The following is a 14,028-nucleotide window of genomic DNA, read 5'->3' as shown; positions in this document are numbered from 1 at the left end:
GCGGCCCCGCAGCGCATGGCACGACGGGGCCCGCTTGAGTTGCGCCAGGTGATTACTGGCGGTGTACGTGGACGCTTGCCTGCATGGATTCGACGCCGCCACCGCGGCGCACGCCCCGGACCGGGCAGGCGTCGAGGTAATCCAGGCCTACCGCCAGCTTCAGATGCCGTTCGGGCCGGGTGAGGCGGTTGGTGACGTCGAAGCTGTACCAGGCTTCATCGATCCAGGCTTCGGCCCAGGCGTGGCTGGCCAGGTGGGTTTCGTCTTCGGTACACAGGTAGCCCGACACGTAGCGTGCCGGGATGCCGAGGCTGCGGGCGCAGGCCAGGAACGCGTGGGTATGGTCCTGGCACACCCCGGCACCGCCGGCAAATGACTCACTCGCGGTGGTGCCCACGGAGGTAGCACCTGGGCTGTAGGGCATATGGTCGGCCAGGCCTTGCATAAGTGCGGTCAGCGCGCCCCGGTCGCGGCGCTCGCCGCACTGCTGGGCGGCGAAGGCCTTGAGTGCGTCACTGGCCTGGGTGAGGTGGCTGCTGCGCAGGAAAGGCAGGGGCGACTGGCCGCCGGCCTCGTGTTCGCAATCCGGGTCGATTTCTACCTGGCCACTGGCGGTAAGGGCGAGGTGGCCATGGGGTTTTTCCAGGGTCAGTACGTGCAGGATATTGCCATACGGGTCGATCTGGCTGTTCACCTTGCAGGGCAGGTCCAGTTGCCATTCGAGGATGCGCTGACGCTCGCTGCTGCGCGGTGTCAGGCGCAGGAACTGGATGCTGTTGCACACGTCACTGGCATAGCTGTAGGTGGTGTCGTGGCGGATGGACAGTTTCATACGACCTCCAGATAGGAATTGTGGACGGTCTGGCCCAGTTGGTGGATGCGGCCGATGAAGTCGGTCAGCCACAGGTGCAGCCCGGCTTCGAGAATCTCATCGATGGCGGTGTAGCGCAGTCGCGCGTTGAGTTCGGCAGCCATCCGTTGTGCAGGGCGGCCGGTAGTGCCAGGCAGGCCGGCGAGGATCTGGTCGAGCTCTTCGATGCACGCATGCAGCGAACGCGGCACGTCAACGCGCAGCAGCAACAGCTCCGACACCGGGCGTGCGCTGGGCGCATTGCGGTAGATTTCGTTGAACGCTTCGTAGGAGGTCAGTGCGCGCAACAAGGCGCTCCACTGGTAGTAACCCCTTGCAGAGTCGTCGCTGACTTCCTCGGAGGTTTCCCCGAACATTTCGTAGCGTGCATCGAGCAGGCGCAGGGTGTTGTCCGCCCGCTCAAGAAAGGTACCAAGGCGAATGAAACTGTAGGCATCGTTGCGCATGATGGTGCCGGAGGTCGCGCCGCGGAACAGGTGGGAGCGTTCCTTGACCCAGTCGCAGAACTGGCTGATGCCATAGCGCCCAAGGCCATTGCTGGCGATGTTGCGCATTTCGATCCAGGTGGCGTTGATGTTTTCCCACATGTCGGCGGTTATTCGCCCGCGCACCGCATGCGCGTTGGTGCGCGCCGCCTGCAGGCAGCAATAGATGCTGCTGGGGTTGTTCGCGTCCAGCGCAAAGAAGTGCAGCATGCGCTCGGTGTCCAGCTCGGAGTGCTTGCGGATGTAATCGTCCAGCGTACCGGAGGCCAGCAGCGACATGGCAAGCTCCGCGTGGCCATCGGAGCGGCCGTCTTGCGGCATCAGCGACAGCGAGTAGCTGACCTCGAGCATGCGCGCGAGGTTCTCGGCGCGCTCCAGGTAGCGGGACATCCAGTACAGGTCGGAAGCGGTTCTCGAAAGCATGGCTCAGTCCTCCACCACCCAGGTGTCCTTGGTGCCGCCGCCCTGCGACGAGTTGACCACCAGCGAGCCTTCCTGCAGGGCAACGCGGGTCAGGCCGCCGGGCACCAGGCGCGTTTCGCTGCCTGACAGTACAAACGGGCGCAGGTCGATGTGGCGCGGCGCGATGCCGCTTTCAACGAAGGTCGGGCAGGTGGACAGGCACAGCGTGGGCTGGGCGATGTAGGCGTGCGGGCGCGCCTTGATGCGGGCGCGGAAATCCTCGATCTGCGCAGCGGTTGCGGCGGGGCCGACCAGCATGCCGTAGCCGCCGGAACCTTGGGTTTCCTTGACCACCAACTCGGGCAGGTGCGCCAGGACGTGGGACAGGTCCTGCGGCTTGCGGCATTGCCAGGTGGGCACGTTCTTCAGGATCGGCTCCTCGCTCAGGTAAAAGCGGATCATCTCGTCAACGTAGGGGTAGATCGATTTGTCGTCGGCAACGCCGGTGCCCACCGCGTTGGCCAGCACCACGTTGCCTGCCCGGTACACCGAGATCAGCCCAGGTACCCCCAGCATCGAATCAGGGTTGAACGACAGCGGGTCGAGGTATTCGTCGTCCAGGCGGCGGTAGATCACGTCCACTTGCTGCGGGCCTGCGGTGGTGCGCATGTAGAGGTGGTCGTTGCGCACGAACAGGTCGGCGCCTTCGACCAGCTCGATGCCCATCTCCCGCGCCAGGAACGCATGCTCGAAGTAGGCGCTGTTGAAGCGCCCCGGGGTAAGCACCACGGCGGTCGGGTTGTCCAGCGGGCTGGCACTCTTGAGTGTGTCGAGCAGCAGGTTGGGGTAGTGGTCGATCGGGGCGATGCGCTGGGCGGCGAACAGTTCGGGGAACAGGCGCATCATCATCTTGCGGTCTTCGAGCATATAGCTGACGCCGCTGGGCGTGCGCAGGTTGTCTTCCAGTACGTAATACGTACCATCACTGTCGCGTACCAGATCGACACCGGCGATATGCGCGTACAGCCCCCGGTGCAGGTTCAGGCCTTGCATGGCGACCTGGTAACCCTCGTTGGCCAACACTTGCTCGGGCGGAATGATGCCTGCCTTGAGAATGCGCTGATCGTGGTAGATGTCCTGGAGGAACAGGTTCAGCGCCTGAACCCGCTGAATACACCCGCGTTCGACGATGCGCCATTCGCTGGCGCGGATGCTGCGCGGGATGATGTCGAAGGGGATCAACCGCTCGGTGTCCTGCTGGTCACCGTACAGGGTGAAGGTGATACCGGCCCGGTGGAACAGCAGGTCGGCTTCGTGCCGGCGTTGTTCCAACAGTTCCAGCGGTGTGTTCGCCAGCCAGCGGGCGAACTCCTGATAGTGCGGGCGGCAACTTCCGTTTGCCTCATACATTTCGTTGAAAAAAGCCCGGGACATACCCACTCCTTGCCACGACTCGTCGGCAGTTTCGTTTCTCGCTTGCCAAGCGATCCACTGGAGCTTTGCAATGACAATGCCGGAACGGGCAGGGCGCAAGGGGCAGGAAGAAAAATGGCTCTGAAAAAGCGAGAGAGCGCTTTTTGATATCAATAAAACGACGGAATCAGGCGAATTGACGGAGATTTGCGTAGATCAGCCGCGGCGAAGGCAGGGGCTCACTGCATCAAATGGGTGCAGGACTTGGCTTGGTGAAAAAGTCGAACCAAATCAGGGCAAGCGATGAGTACGTAAGGACCCTGGCCAGCCGTGCCATCAGGCGGCGGCATGCACATGGTCGACGATCGTCACCCGGTTACGGCCCGATGCCTTGGCACGGTACATGGCCTTGTCGGCGCTGCTGAGCAACGCATCGAGTTCACTGGCGGGTGCTTTGGCGAAGGCCAGGCCTATGCTGGCGGTAACCGCGAATTGCGTGTCGACGTTCAGCATTGCGATCAGGGCCCGCAGGCGCTCGGCAATCTCGCTGGCAGTGACCAGAGGCGTATCGGGCAGCAGGATGGCGAACTCCTCGCCGCCCAGCCTGCCGGCGATGTCGTCGTCACGCAGGCTGGCGCTGATGGCTGCACCGATCCGTTGCAGCACCTGGTCGCCCGCCGCATGCCCGGCGGTATCGTTGATCTGTTTGAAATGATCGACGTCCAGCATCAGCACGGCTACATACGTGTGCCCCTCCTTGCACAAGGTGTGCTGCGCCAAGGCACAGTCAAAAAAGGCACGGCGATTGTTCAGACCGGTCAGTTCGTCCGTGCACGAGGCCACGATGGCAAGCCGGTGTGCGCGTTCCATTTCGTGCTTCAGGCGCCAGGCGGTCACCAGCGCTGAAGACAGGCTGTTCGTCGCATTGACGACGAACGAAGCGAACACCAGCACCGCCAGAGCGATCCCCTGCTGCAGCGCGGATGGCTGCAGCAGCAGCCAGCCGGTGCTGGGCAGCAGCACCAAAGCGATCGATACCAGGGTCATGTTGCGGTACGAGGAGTAACACGAGACTGCGCTGACAGACATGCCCACGGCAAACAGCATGATCAATGCCTGCCCCAGCAGGTCGTCGGCAGGCATCACAGCCAGTGCGCCCAAGCCCCAGACTGCCGCCGACAGCGCCAGGGTGGCCCAGTAGCGCCACTCCCAGCGTTCGGCCGTGCGCTGGTTGGCCGGTGCCCGCAGATAGGCGACGAACATGGCGGTGCGCAGGGCCGTCGACAGGCTCAATACCGTCATCCAGGCGGCCACTTTTTGCTGGTCGAAACGCTCCCAGCCCAACCAGCACAGCATTGCGGCAGCCAGGAAGCTGCCAAGCACAGCGGGCGCCGACTGGACGAACAGCTGGTGCAGGCGGTCCGTCCTTACACAGTGCGCTATTTCATCGCCAGGATTGAGCTCTGTCATGGCATTCGCCGCAATTCGTGATCGGTGGCGCATTGTGGCACTTTGCCTGCGCCCTGGAAAAGCGTTCTGGCGTTCACGCGGGATGCCCTCTGTTGTTGGCGTCAGTGCATACCCATTGGCAGCGCTTGTCTTGCCTGCCTCTTGTCGGGCCGTATGGGCAACATGGCAGACTGTAGCTGCTTTCCCACTGGATGCTCGAAACCAGTGCAGTGCGTGACGGGCCGATCCTCGACGATGCAGCCGTTGTCCAGCAGCACGACCCGCTGGCAGAAGTACTGCACCAGGCTCAGGTCATGGCTGATCAGCACGAAGGCGGTGCCGCTGCGCTGGCGTAGCCCCTCCAGCTGCTGCAGCAACTGCAACTGCAATACCCGATCCAGGTTCGACAACGCTTCGTCGAGCACCACCAGTTGCGGCGAGACGGCCAGCGCCCGGGCGATGTTGGCACGCTGCAACTGGCCGCCACTCAACTGCTGCGGCAGGCGCTGGGCATGCTCGGCGTGCAGGCCCATTGCCTCCAGCAGTTCAAGGGTGCGAGCTTGTCGGCCGGCTTCATCCAGGTCGGTGAGGTGGCGCAACGGCTCGGCGATGCTCCAGCCGATGCTGCGCTGGGGGTTGAAGGCGCCGGGGGCGTCCTGGAACACCAGTTGCACGGTGCGCTGGAAGTCGCGCGCCTGCTCACCTCTTAGCTGGCTGACATCCTGCCCGGCAAAGCTCACCTGGCCCTGGGTGGGTTTTTCCAGCCCGAGCAGCAGCCGCGCCAGTGTGCTTTTGCCGCTGCCACTGCTGCCTAGCAGGCCGATGGACTCACCTGCGTGCAGGTGCAGGTCGATACCGTCGAGCACCTGCAGCCAGCCCCGTTTGCGCAACAGCCCCCCGGTGCGATAGCGATGGCCAACGTTGTGGACGTGCAGCAGGCTCATGGTTGGCTCCGGCAAAGTACCTGGTGGGCGTGGAGGAGGGTGCGGGCAGCGGCGCTGGCAGGGTTCTGGAAAAGCTCATGGACCGGCTGGCATTCGACGATGCGGCCGGCTTCCATCACCGCGACCTGGTCTGCGCAGCGCGCCACCACGCCCATGTCGTGAGTCACCAGCAACACCCCCAGCCCATGCACCTGCACCAGTTCCATCAGCAGGTCGAGAAAACGCGCCTGGCTCAGGGCATCGAGGTCACTTGTGGGTTCATCAGCCAAGAGGAACGGGGTTTCGGCCATGAGCGCCAGGGCGATCATCATCCGTTGCAGCATGCCCCCGCTGAGCTGAAAGGCGAACGCTTGCAGCACCCGCTCACGGTCTGCCAGGCCCACCGCATCCAGGCAGTGGGCCATCCGCGCACGGGCTGCTGCACCGGTGAGGCCGCGCTGCCTGAGCGTCTCCAGGCCGTGGCTGGCCATATTGCGCACCGGGTTGAAGGCGCTGCGCGGGTTTTGCAGTACCAGGCTGGCCAGGCGGCCACGAACACTGCTTGCAGCCAGCGGCTGGCCGTCGAGCAGCAACTGCCCCTGGGTGCGGTTAAGGCCTGGCGGCAGCAGGTCGAGCACACCCAGGCAACTGAGGGATTTGCCCGAGCCACTGGCACCGACCAACGTGCAGACTTCGCCGCGGCGCAGTTGCAAGTCAACGCCGTGCACCAGCACGCCGGCCTGAGCCTCGATGCGCAAGCCGCGGATTTCAAGTACCGAGGGGTTCATTCAATGGCGCTCCTGTGTAGGGTCGAGGCGGTCGCGCAGCGCATCGCCCAGCAGGTTGAAGGCCATCACCGAGAAGAAGATCATCAGCCCTGGCAACAGCAGCAGTTGCGGGTGCGTCCAGATGAATTCCTTGGCGTCGTTGATCATCACGCCCCATTCGGCGGTGGGCGGCGCCACCCCAAGTCCAAGGAACGACAGGCCGGAGACGTGCAGCATCATGTGGCCGATGTCCATGGTCGCCAGCACCAGCAATGGGCCGGCGATATTGGGCAGCACATGCTGGCGCAGCCGCGCCCAGCGTGAAGCGCCGGCCAGGCGTGAAGCCAGCACGTATTCGCGGCCGCGCTGGGCAATCACCAGGCCGCGCACCATGCGCGCATACCAGGCCCAGTGGGACAGGGCGATGGCGATGATCACGTTGCTAAGGCCGGTGCCCAGCAAGGTGACGAAGAAGAATGCCAGTACCAGCGTGGGGAAGGTCATGAACATGTCGCACAGGCGCATCAGCAACAGGTCGGTGCGCCCGCCGACGAACCCAGCCACGCCGCCGACCGCGAGCCCAAGCGCCAGCACCAGCGCCAGGGTCAGCATCACGCTGCCCAAGGACAGGCGCGTGCCGACGATCAGCCGCGAAAGCAGGTCGCGCCCGAGGTGGTCGGTGCCCAGCCAGTGGCTGGCGTCGGGCGCCTGCAGGCGCTGGCCGAGGTCGACCAGGTCGGGGTCATGCGGGGCAATCCAATGGCCGAACAGCGCCAGCGATGCCAGCAGGCCGACCAGGGCCAGGCCGATCATCAGGCTGGGGCGGCGCAGCAGCAATGGCTGGGGCAGGGCAGACTGCACACTCATGCGTTCACCCCTTCCAGCCGGCTGCGAGGATCAAGCCAGGCGTAGCAGACATCGACGATCAGGTTGCAGACCATCAGCAGACCGGTCAGTAGCAGGGTGAAGCACTGCATCACCGGGAAGTCGCGGTTCAGCACTGCAGACACCGCAAAACGGCCAACGCCGGGCCAGGCGAAGATGGTCTCGATCACCAGTGCGCCACCGATCAGTTCGCCGATGTGCATGCCGGTGGCCGTCACCAGCGGCAACCAGGCATTGCGCAGGATATGGTCGCGCCAGACGTGCCGTTCGGGCAGGCCGCGGGCACGGGCATAGGTGACGTGGCGCTGCCCGCCGGCTTCCAGCAGGCTGGCACGCAGCAGGCGGGCGTTGATCGACATCGACATCAGGGCGATGGCCAGCACCGGCATAACCAGGTGCCCGGCCCCCCCACGCCCCAGCGGCGGCAGCCAGCCCAGCCACAGGGAAAACAGCGCGATCAGCAGAAACGCCAGCCAGAAATTGGGCATGGACACCCCCAGGAACGTCACTGCCCGCACGGCGTGGTCGGGCCAGCGCCCTTGCCAGCGGGCCGCCAACAGCCCCAGGGGGATCGACAGCAGCAGCGTGCAGGCCAACGCCAGGCCGCCGAGTTGCAGGGTGGCGGGCAGGTAGTAGAGCAGGTCATCGAGCACTGGGCGGCCGGTGATATAGGAGATGCCGAAGTCCAGATGCACGGCGTTCCACAGCCAGCTCAGGTATTGCGCATACAGCGGGCGATCCAGCCCCAGGGTATGGCGCACCTCGGCGATGGCTGCGTCGGTCGGTGGGATGTGCGAAAGCCGGAGGTAGTCCAGCGCCGGGTCGGTGCTGCCCAGGTGCAGCAGCACGAACACCAGCAACGAAACGCCAAGCATGACCGGTACAAGCAGTGCCAGGCGCAACAGGATGTAGCGCAACATGTCAGTCTTCCTGTTTGGGTGTCATGGTTTCGAACGGCACATCGAACAACGTGCTGCCGAACTGGACCTTGGCCACCGAGCCTCGGCGCACGCTGATGGCCGTGAGATGCGAGATGGGCAGGTAGACGGCCTGTTCGTGCAGGGTGGTGAGGATGAAGCGGTACTGCTCGGCACGCTGCTGCTCATCCGTGCTGGCCAGCACCTGGCCTATGCGCTTGTCCAGTTCGTCCTTGATTGCCAACCCACGCTGGGCCATGTAGTCGGCATGGCCGGCGTAGCGCATGGAACTGACGAACGAATGCGGGTCGTAGGGCGTACCCCAGGTGTCAGCGAAGATCATGCCGAAGTCGCCGTCGCGCTGGCGCCGCACCAGCGCCCCTTCCTCAACCGCACGCAGGTCGATGCGGATGCCGATTTTCGCCAGCTCGCCCTGCAGCACTTCGGCCAGGCTCTTCTGCAAGGCGCTGGTGCCGAGGAACACCAGCTCGATGGCCAATGGTTCGCCGCCTTTGCTGCGCACTGAAGCGCCTGGCGCCAGCGCCCACCCGGCAGCTTCGAGGCTGCGGGCGGCGAGCGCAGGGGCATACGGGTAGGGCTTTAGGCCGATATCGGCGTAGGGCATGTTGCTGGCGAACAGGGTGTCTGCGCGGGGCTCAAGGCCGTAGAGGATCTTGTCGATGATGGCTTGCTTGTCCACCGCCTCGTTGATCGCCTGGCGTACCGCCAGATCACGGGTAGCGCCACGGCCGGTGTTCATCGCCAGGGTTCGGGTGGCCAGCGGTGCCGACAGTGCGGTGGCAAAGCCCTGGTCACGCAGGCGCACGAACGTGCCGGCCGTGATCTCGCCGGCGGCGCCCTGGATAAGCTCGACCTCACCAGCCTGCAGGGCCAGCGCGCGGCTGTTGGGGTCTGGGATGACCTTGACCATGACCTCGCCGTAGGCCGGCTTTGGCCCCCAATAATGAGGGTTGCGCACGAAGCGGTCGTATTCGCCCAGGCGCGATTCGGCGCGCATCCACGGGCCGGTACCGGCGGGTTGGCCGGGTTTAGCCTGAGGCGAGGCAAAGCGTAAGGGACGAACCTGGGCCAGTTCCATCAGCGTCGGGTAGTAGGGGTGCTTGAGGACCAGGCGCAGGGTCAGGCGTTCAGGTGCTTCAACGTGGTCCAGGGTGGTCACCAGCTCCATCCAGCGGTGGCGCTGAGCGTTGGCCAGCACTGCATCGAGGTTGGCTTTGGCCGCAGGCGCGTCGAACGGTGTGCCATCACTGAAGCGCACGCCGTCACGAAGCGTGAACGTGTAGGTCTTGCCATCATCGGAAACCTGCCAGGCCTCAGCCAGCCAAGGCTCCAGCGTACCCGCAGCGGTATAGCGCACCAGGGGTTCATAGACCATGGCCTGGGCGTACATCTGGTTCGGGGAGTAGCCACGCGGGTCGAGCGGCCCGGCATTTACAGGCCATGAGTACACCAGCCTTGGCCCTTGCTCGGCGGCGCTGCTGGCCGGTGCAACAGTGCACGCAGCTAGAAAAAGGATGCCCCATAGGGCGGGCTTTCGTTTACCTGGCTGCTGCTTCACACTGCGTTCCCCACTTTCACGGAGGCCGTAGGCTAAAGCGCGGTGGGTATGATGTCTACGTGAAATCATCTTACCGGAAGTTACAGAATGCAACGAATCACCATCACGCTGGATGAAGAGCTGCTCGACGTCATCGATCGGCGGGTGGCGAGCCAAGGCTACCAGGGCCGTTCGGAGGCCATTCGCGACCTGTTGCGTGCGGGCATGCGCGAGTCTGAAGCATTGCCGGACGATGCCGCCTGCGTGGCCGTGGTCAGCTACCTGTATGACCACAGCACCCGCGAACTGCCCAGGCGGCTCAACCAGACCCTGCATGCCCACCACGATCTGACCCGGTCCACCCTGCACGTGCACCTGGACGCCGGCCACTGCCTGGAGGTCTCGGTGCTGCAGGGCGAAAGCGGCCGTATTGGCGAGTTGTCTCGCCAATTGATGGTCGAGCGTGGGGTGGAGCATGGCCAGGTGCAGGTGATGCCGGCGCCGGGGCATGCGAAGGTGCGCTGAGGGTCCGGATCGTTGCCCCAGGGCCAATGACAGGCAGTCGGCGCCTCAGAGCAGGATATAGTCGCTGTATTGACGCAGCCCGCCATGCGCACCTTCGATCAAGTGCACATAACGCCCGCCCACCAGGTCGACTGGCAGGCAATCGTCTACCTCAAGCACTGCATCGGTATGCGGCTTGAGCCAGCCTGCCTGCATGCGTTGCTTGCCCAGTTGCTTGGCCTGGGCCTTGTCCCTGGCCACTACCAGCAGGTACCGGTGTGCTTCACCAAACACCTGCGGCTCGTAACCGCCCAGGTTGATGAAGAACAGCCGCGGGTCATCCGCCCCTGGCGCCAGTTGGCTGAACGCGACACGGTAGCGATCGATACCGTCGACCTCCAGCCACGAGTCGATGTGCAGGCCGGCACGGCTGCCGAACCAGCCCTCGCGCAGTTGCGGGTACGCCTGCTGCAGTGAGTCCGCCTGTGCGAACAGCACGTCGTGTACCTCGATACTGGCCCGTGGGTGGCGGCCACCGAGCATGACTACGTACAGCATGAGCAATTCCTTCAGGTGGCGCAAGACGCCGTATTCTGCGGGTTATGGCGTCTGTCGACCACCGTCTCTTTAGGCGCCTTTACCTGGCGGCTCTGGCGCCGCATGCGACGCCAGGCCCATCAGTAACGCCACTGCACAGCGACTTCCAGGCTGCGCGGCTCACCCAGGTAGTACTGGGTGTTGCTCTGGTGGATGAAGCGGGCGTAAACCTCGTCGGTGAGGTTGCGCAACCGTGCGCTGAGCTGCACATGCTTGTCCAGGTCGTGGGTCATGGACAGCCCGTATAGGGTGTAGGACGGCACCCAGGCGGTGTTGGCGGTATTGGCGTACACCGAGGCCACGTAGCGGGCGTCGGCACCCACTTGCCAGCCCGGCGCCAGGTCGTAGGTCAGCCAGAGGTTGGCCACGCGGTCGGGGATGTTCACCGGGTTCTTGCCCTTGCGCGAATACACCACACCGCCAATGGTCTCGTTGAATTCGTCGTACTCGGCATTCACCCAGCTGAAGTTACCGGCCGCCAGTAGCTTGGGCGTGACCTTGAACGACGCCGCCAGCTCGATACCGGTGGAGGTCTGCTGGCCTGCCTGCTCGGTGGTGTTGGGCACGGTCGAAGAGGGCACCGAGATGTTCTTGCGCACGATGCGATAGGCCGCTGCGGTGGCCGAGCCGCGGCCGTCGAGGAAGTCGAACTTGCTGCCCACCTCGACCTGGCGGCCGGTGCTCAGGTCGAAGTCACCGACCTGGCTGATCGACGCACTGGTCAGCGTGCCTCCTGGTGGTTCGGCCGAGGTGCTGTACTGGGTATAGAGGCTGACGTGCGGGGTCAGGTCGTAGACCAGGCCCAGGCGACCAGTGACCGCGTCCCAGCGCCGGTCGAGTTTCGAGCGTGCGACATGGTCGACAACGTCGAAGTCGATGTGGTCGTAGCGCAAGGCGGTGATCAGCGACAACTGGTCGGTCAGGCGCGTGCGGTTCTCGACGAAGCCCGAGGAGGTGTCGGTGGTCGTGCTGCGGCCTTTGCTGCGCGGTGCGTCCATGCCGGGGATGTCGAGGAAGTCACCGGGCTCGAAGCCGTTCGGGTTGACGGTGTCGAAGGCCCCTTTGGACAGCGGATAGTTGGTTTGCTGGTTGTGGTTGTAGTCAACGCCAAATGCCCAGTCGCTGGCCAGGCCGAACAGTTGGCCTTGGTGGGTCAGCTCCAGGCGGTTGCCATTGACCTCCTGGTCGTGACGTTGGCGGTAGCCCCCGGAGCGGGCAATGGCGCTGTTGTCGGCGTTGTAGCGGTACACCTCGAGGTTGCGGTAATCGCGCTGGCCGTCGTAGTGGTAGAACGTATTGCGCAACTGGGTGGTGTCGTCGAAACGGTAGTCGGTGATCGAGCGCAGCCAGCGGGTGCGCTGCTCGTAGCGGCCGTCTTCGACGTTGTAGTTGTTGAAGCGGTTGCCTTTGTCGATGTGCAAGGTCCCTGTCAGCGGTTGCAACACCGGCGTACCCCAGTAGGGGCTGTCTTCCTTTTCTTCCAGGTATTCAAGTGCAAGGGTGTGCGACAACTGGTCGTTGATGTCACTGAGCAGCGAGAAGGCCAGGTTGCCTGCACCGTTCTCTTGGCGGTCGATATAGCCGTTGGTGTGGGTGCGGCTGTAGTCGAGCCGCGCATAGTGGCGTGGGCCGTCGCCACTGTTGAGCGCCTTGTTGAAGCCTACCGCGGTTTCCCAGGTGTCGTAGCGGCCATAGCTGACCCGGCCTTCGAAGGTGTCCTCATCGCGGCTGGCCAGCTTGGTGATCACGTTGAGGCTGCCGCCCACGGCGCCACTGCCGTTGAGGAACGACGACGGGCCACCCAGCAGTTCGACGCGGTCATAGATCCAGGCACCGACCGGGCGTGCCGCTGCGCCGTACTGCAGGTTGATGCCGTTGAACAGCTGGCTGACCTGGGCACCGTTGAAGCCCCGGTACGCCACATAACCGCCCCAGCCGGGCGGCGCCGACGCATTCACCCCTGGCAGTGCGTTGGCGGCGTCCTGGAAGTTGCGCGCGCCGATACGCTCCATCGTCTCGCGGTCGGCAACACTGACCGAAGCAGGGTTTTCACGGGCGCTGAGGTTCAGGCGCGAGCCGCTTTCGATGGGTGTATCAAGGTTCAGGCCGGTGGCCTGTTTCGGTTGGTCGGCGCTGGCCGTCACGTTGCTGGCAGGCAGTGTCAGGGTTTGATCCTGCGCCCACGCGCAGGTTGCGCTGCCAACGAGCAGCGCCAAAGTGGTCATGCGGAACATGCAAGGCTTCCTGGCTGAAATAGATTAACGCCCGCCGCAGGCGATGCCGCGGCGTGGCGATGTCAGAGCACGGGAAGGGGGGCGGGTGAGGCGCGGGGGTTGACTAACGGCCAGCGGTGTTTGGGCAGGCGCGGCGGCGGTTGCTTGGGCAAGGGTGTGCGCGACTCGCCAGCGAGCAGGGCCAGCAGGCCGAAGAAGGCGGCAAGCAGGCTGGCGCAGAACAGGCTGGTGATCACACAGTCGGCGCCGGTGGGCGGCATCGGGTCGGTGATGTCCTGGTCACCCTTGAATGCACCGCTGCTGTCGGCGGCGCACCAAGCGGCGTCGTCCAGGCCGCTGAGGCGCAGCCCGGCCATCTGCCCATGCCCCATTGCGCAGAGCAACGAGCCGAACAGGATGCTGAAGTACAGCATCCAGGCAACCAGTGCTTTTTCGGGGCGGGCCAGGTTCAAAGGGTAGCTCGGGGACGGGTGAGGGGATGAGAACGCGATTCTAACGGTTCTGCAGTATCTGAAAAGAGGTGTGTGCACACAAAGGGCACTGGATGAACGCTGCATCGTTTCATCTGCTGAACGCGGCTCGGGCACGGAGGATAAATATATAAAAGCCCAAAACCTGTACAAGAAGCTATTCTTGTATAGGATTTAGCGAGCCTAAACGTTTGCAAATGCCCCCGCGCAGGTGATGCCTGCCTTATGGAGTACACGCCATGAATCTGCACAACCTGACGGAGCTGGCAGCAGCCGGTGACGTTAAAGAACTTGAGCTGCTGTCGCTGGAAGGCGGCTTTTACATCCTGCGGGCGCTGACTGACGCCGGGCCGCTCACGCTCAGCGATGCAAACGGCCAGGCGGTGCGCTTTCGCTCGACCACCGAGCTGCGACAACTGCTGGCCGATCTGCCGCCTGTGCCGTGCATGCTGGTGCAGCAGGTGGTGCATGACGAGATGTGCGGGCAGCGCAACGGCCCTGTCGAGCCTCTGCGCGTGCCGGTGACGCTGGCCAGCCAGTGGTAGACCGTGCA

14 protein-coding genes are annotated in these 14,028 nt (G+C 64.2%); 2 read left to right on the top strand and 12 right to left on the bottom strand.

What is annotated here, in order from left to right; genetic code table 11:
* Positions 1-52: 52 nt before the first annotated feature.
* The 9 genes from EGJ09_RS10165 to nikA form a co-directional block, all read right to left on the bottom strand.
* Positions 53-832: a transglutaminase family protein gene (locus EGJ09_RS10165; protein ID WP_115274545.1), complete on the bottom strand. Its 780-nt coding sequence runs from the start codon at positions 830-832 to the stop codon at positions 53-55.
* Entirely contained in the window at positions 829-1,779 is a 951-nt protein-coding gene (locus EGJ09_RS10160; RefSeq protein WP_046785840.1) for an alpha-E domain-containing protein, read from the bottom strand. The genes EGJ09_RS10165 and EGJ09_RS10160 overlap by 4 nt, the downstream gene beginning before the upstream one ends.
* 3 nt (positions 1,780-1,782) lie before the next feature.
* A complete protein-coding gene (locus EGJ09_RS10155) occupies positions 1,783-3,192 on the bottom strand; it encodes a circularly permuted type 2 ATP-grasp protein (RefSeq protein WP_012314860.1) in 1,410 nt (469 codons plus the stop codon).
* A 315-nt stretch (positions 3,193-3,507) separates the two neighbouring features.
* Positions 3,508-4,554, bottom strand: coding sequence for a diguanylate cyclase (locus EGJ09_RS10150; RefSeq protein WP_125923818.1), 1,047 nt, complete (start codon positions 4,552-4,554; stop codon positions 3,508-3,510).
* 188 nt (positions 4,555-4,742) lie between these two features.
* A complete protein-coding gene (gene nikE, locus EGJ09_RS10145) occupies positions 4,743-5,564 on the bottom strand; it encodes a nickel import ATP-binding protein NikE (RefSeq protein ID WP_125923748.1) in 822 nt (273 codons plus the stop codon).
* The gene (gene nikD, locus EGJ09_RS10140; protein WP_125923747.1) at positions 5,561-6,331 is read right to left on the bottom strand and encodes a nickel import ATP-binding protein NikD; all 771 of its coding nucleotides are present in this window, start codon (positions 6,329-6,331) and stop codon (positions 5,561-5,563) included. The genes nikE and nikD overlap by 4 nt, the downstream gene beginning before the upstream one ends.
* On the bottom strand, positions 6,332-7,177 hold the full coding sequence (gene nikC, locus EGJ09_RS10135; protein ID WP_046785843.1) for a nickel ABC transporter permease subunit NikC: 846 nt from the start codon (positions 7,175-7,177) through the stop codon (positions 6,332-6,334). It abuts the gene before it with no gap.
* Complete coding sequence (gene nikB / locus EGJ09_RS10130; RefSeq protein ID WP_046785844.1) at positions 7,174-8,115, bottom strand: nickel ABC transporter permease subunit NikB; 942 nt, start codon at positions 8,113-8,115, stop codon at positions 7,174-7,176. The genes nikC and nikB overlap by 4 nt, the downstream gene beginning before the upstream one ends.
* Before the next feature lies 1 nt (position 8,116).
* The gene (nikA, locus tag EGJ09_RS10125; RefSeq protein ID WP_125923746.1) at positions 8,117-9,691 is read right to left on the bottom strand and encodes a nickel ABC transporter substrate-binding protein; all 1,575 of its coding nucleotides are present in this window, start codon (positions 9,689-9,691) and stop codon (positions 8,117-8,119) included.
* Between the two features lie 87 nt (positions 9,692-9,778).
* On the opposite strand from nikA, the gene nikR reads away from it, so the two are divergent.
* Positions 9,779-10,195, top strand: a complete 417-nt coding sequence (nikR, locus tag EGJ09_RS10120) for a nickel-responsive transcriptional regulator NikR (protein ID WP_115274551.1) — start codon at positions 9,779-9,781, stop codon at positions 10,193-10,195.
* A 45-nt stretch (positions 10,196-10,240) separates the two neighbouring features.
* On the opposite strand, the gene EGJ09_RS10115 is transcribed toward nikR, so the two are convergent.
* From EGJ09_RS10115 to EGJ09_RS10105, 3 genes are all read right to left on the bottom strand, one after another.
* Positions 10,241-10,732 carry a DUF1543 domain-containing protein gene (locus EGJ09_RS10115; RefSeq protein ID WP_115274552.1) on the bottom strand — a complete coding sequence of 164 codons (492 nt, stop codon included), beginning with the start codon at positions 10,730-10,732 and terminating at the stop codon, positions 10,241-10,243.
* Between the two features lie 119 nt (positions 10,733-10,851).
* On the bottom strand, positions 10,852-13,005 hold the full coding sequence (locus EGJ09_RS10110) for a TonB-dependent siderophore receptor (protein WP_125923745.1): 2,154 nt from the start codon (positions 13,003-13,005) through the stop codon (positions 10,852-10,854).
* A gap of 62 nt (positions 13,006-13,067) precedes the next feature.
* Positions 13,068-13,418 carry a DUF2946 family protein gene (locus tag EGJ09_RS10105; RefSeq protein WP_115275523.1) on the bottom strand — a complete coding sequence of 117 codons (351 nt, stop codon included), beginning with the start codon at positions 13,416-13,418 and terminating at the stop codon, positions 13,068-13,070.
* A gap of 296 nt (positions 13,419-13,714) precedes the next feature.
* Between EGJ09_RS10105 and EGJ09_RS10100 the strand changes: the two genes are divergently transcribed.
* Positions 13,715-14,020, top strand: a complete 306-nt coding sequence (locus EGJ09_RS10100) for a DUF6482 family protein (RefSeq protein ID WP_046785849.1) — start codon at positions 13,715-13,717, stop codon at positions 14,018-14,020.
* Positions 14,021-14,028: the final 8 nt, after the last annotated feature.

The sequence above is a fragment of the Pseudomonas sp. p106 genome, assembly GCF_003936645.1.
GTDB classification, from domain to species: Bacteria; Pseudomonadota; Gammaproteobacteria; order Pseudomonadales; family Pseudomonadaceae; genus Aquipseudomonas; species Aquipseudomonas putida_E.
Note: the sequence above shows the minus strand (reverse complement) of the source record. Positions and strands in the feature narration are given on the sequence as shown.

Excerpts from the sequence above, each read along its gene's own strand:
- EGJ09_RS10165 (WP_115274545.1), bottom strand. The coding sequence starts at position 832 with ATGAAACTGTCCATCCGCCACGACACCACCTACAGCTATGCCAGTGAC.
- EGJ09_RS10160 (WP_046785840.1), bottom strand. The coding sequence starts at position 1,779 with ATGCTTTCGAGAACCGCTTCCGACCTGTACTGGATGTCCCGCTACCTG.
- EGJ09_RS10155 (WP_012314860.1), bottom strand. The coding sequence starts at position 3,192 with ATGTCCCGGGCTTTTTTCAACGAAATGTATGAGGCAAACGGAAGTTGC.
- nikE (WP_125923748.1), bottom strand. The coding sequence starts at position 5,564 with ATGAGCCTGCTGCACGTCCACAACGTTGGCCATCGCTATCGCACCGGG.
- nikD (WP_125923747.1), bottom strand. The coding sequence starts at position 6,331 with ATGAACCCCTCGGTACTTGAAATCCGCGGCTTGCGCATCGAGGCTCAG.
- nikC (WP_046785843.1), bottom strand. The coding sequence starts at position 7,177 with ATGAGTGTGCAGTCTGCCCTGCCCCAGCCATTGCTGCTGCGCCGCCCC.
- nikB (WP_046785844.1), bottom strand. The coding sequence starts at position 8,115 with ATGTTGCGCTACATCCTGTTGCGCCTGGCACTGCTTGTACCGGTCATG.
- nikR (WP_115274551.1), top strand. The coding sequence starts at position 9,779 with ATGCAACGAATCACCATCACGCTGGATGAAGAGCTGCTCGACGTCATC.
- EGJ09_RS10115 (WP_115274552.1), bottom strand. The coding sequence starts at position 10,732 with ATGCTGTACGTAGTCATGCTCGGTGGCCGCCACCCACGGGCCAGTATC.
- EGJ09_RS10110 (WP_125923745.1), bottom strand. The coding sequence starts at position 13,005 with ATGTTCCGCATGACCACTTTGGCGCTGCTCGTTGGCAGCGCAACCTGC.
- EGJ09_RS10105 (WP_115275523.1), bottom strand. The coding sequence starts at position 13,418 with ATGCTGTACTTCAGCATCCTGTTCGGCTCGTTGCTCTGCGCAATGGGG.
- EGJ09_RS10100 (WP_046785849.1), top strand. The coding sequence starts at position 13,715 with ATGAATCTGCACAACCTGACGGAGCTGGCAGCAGCCGGTGACGTTAAA.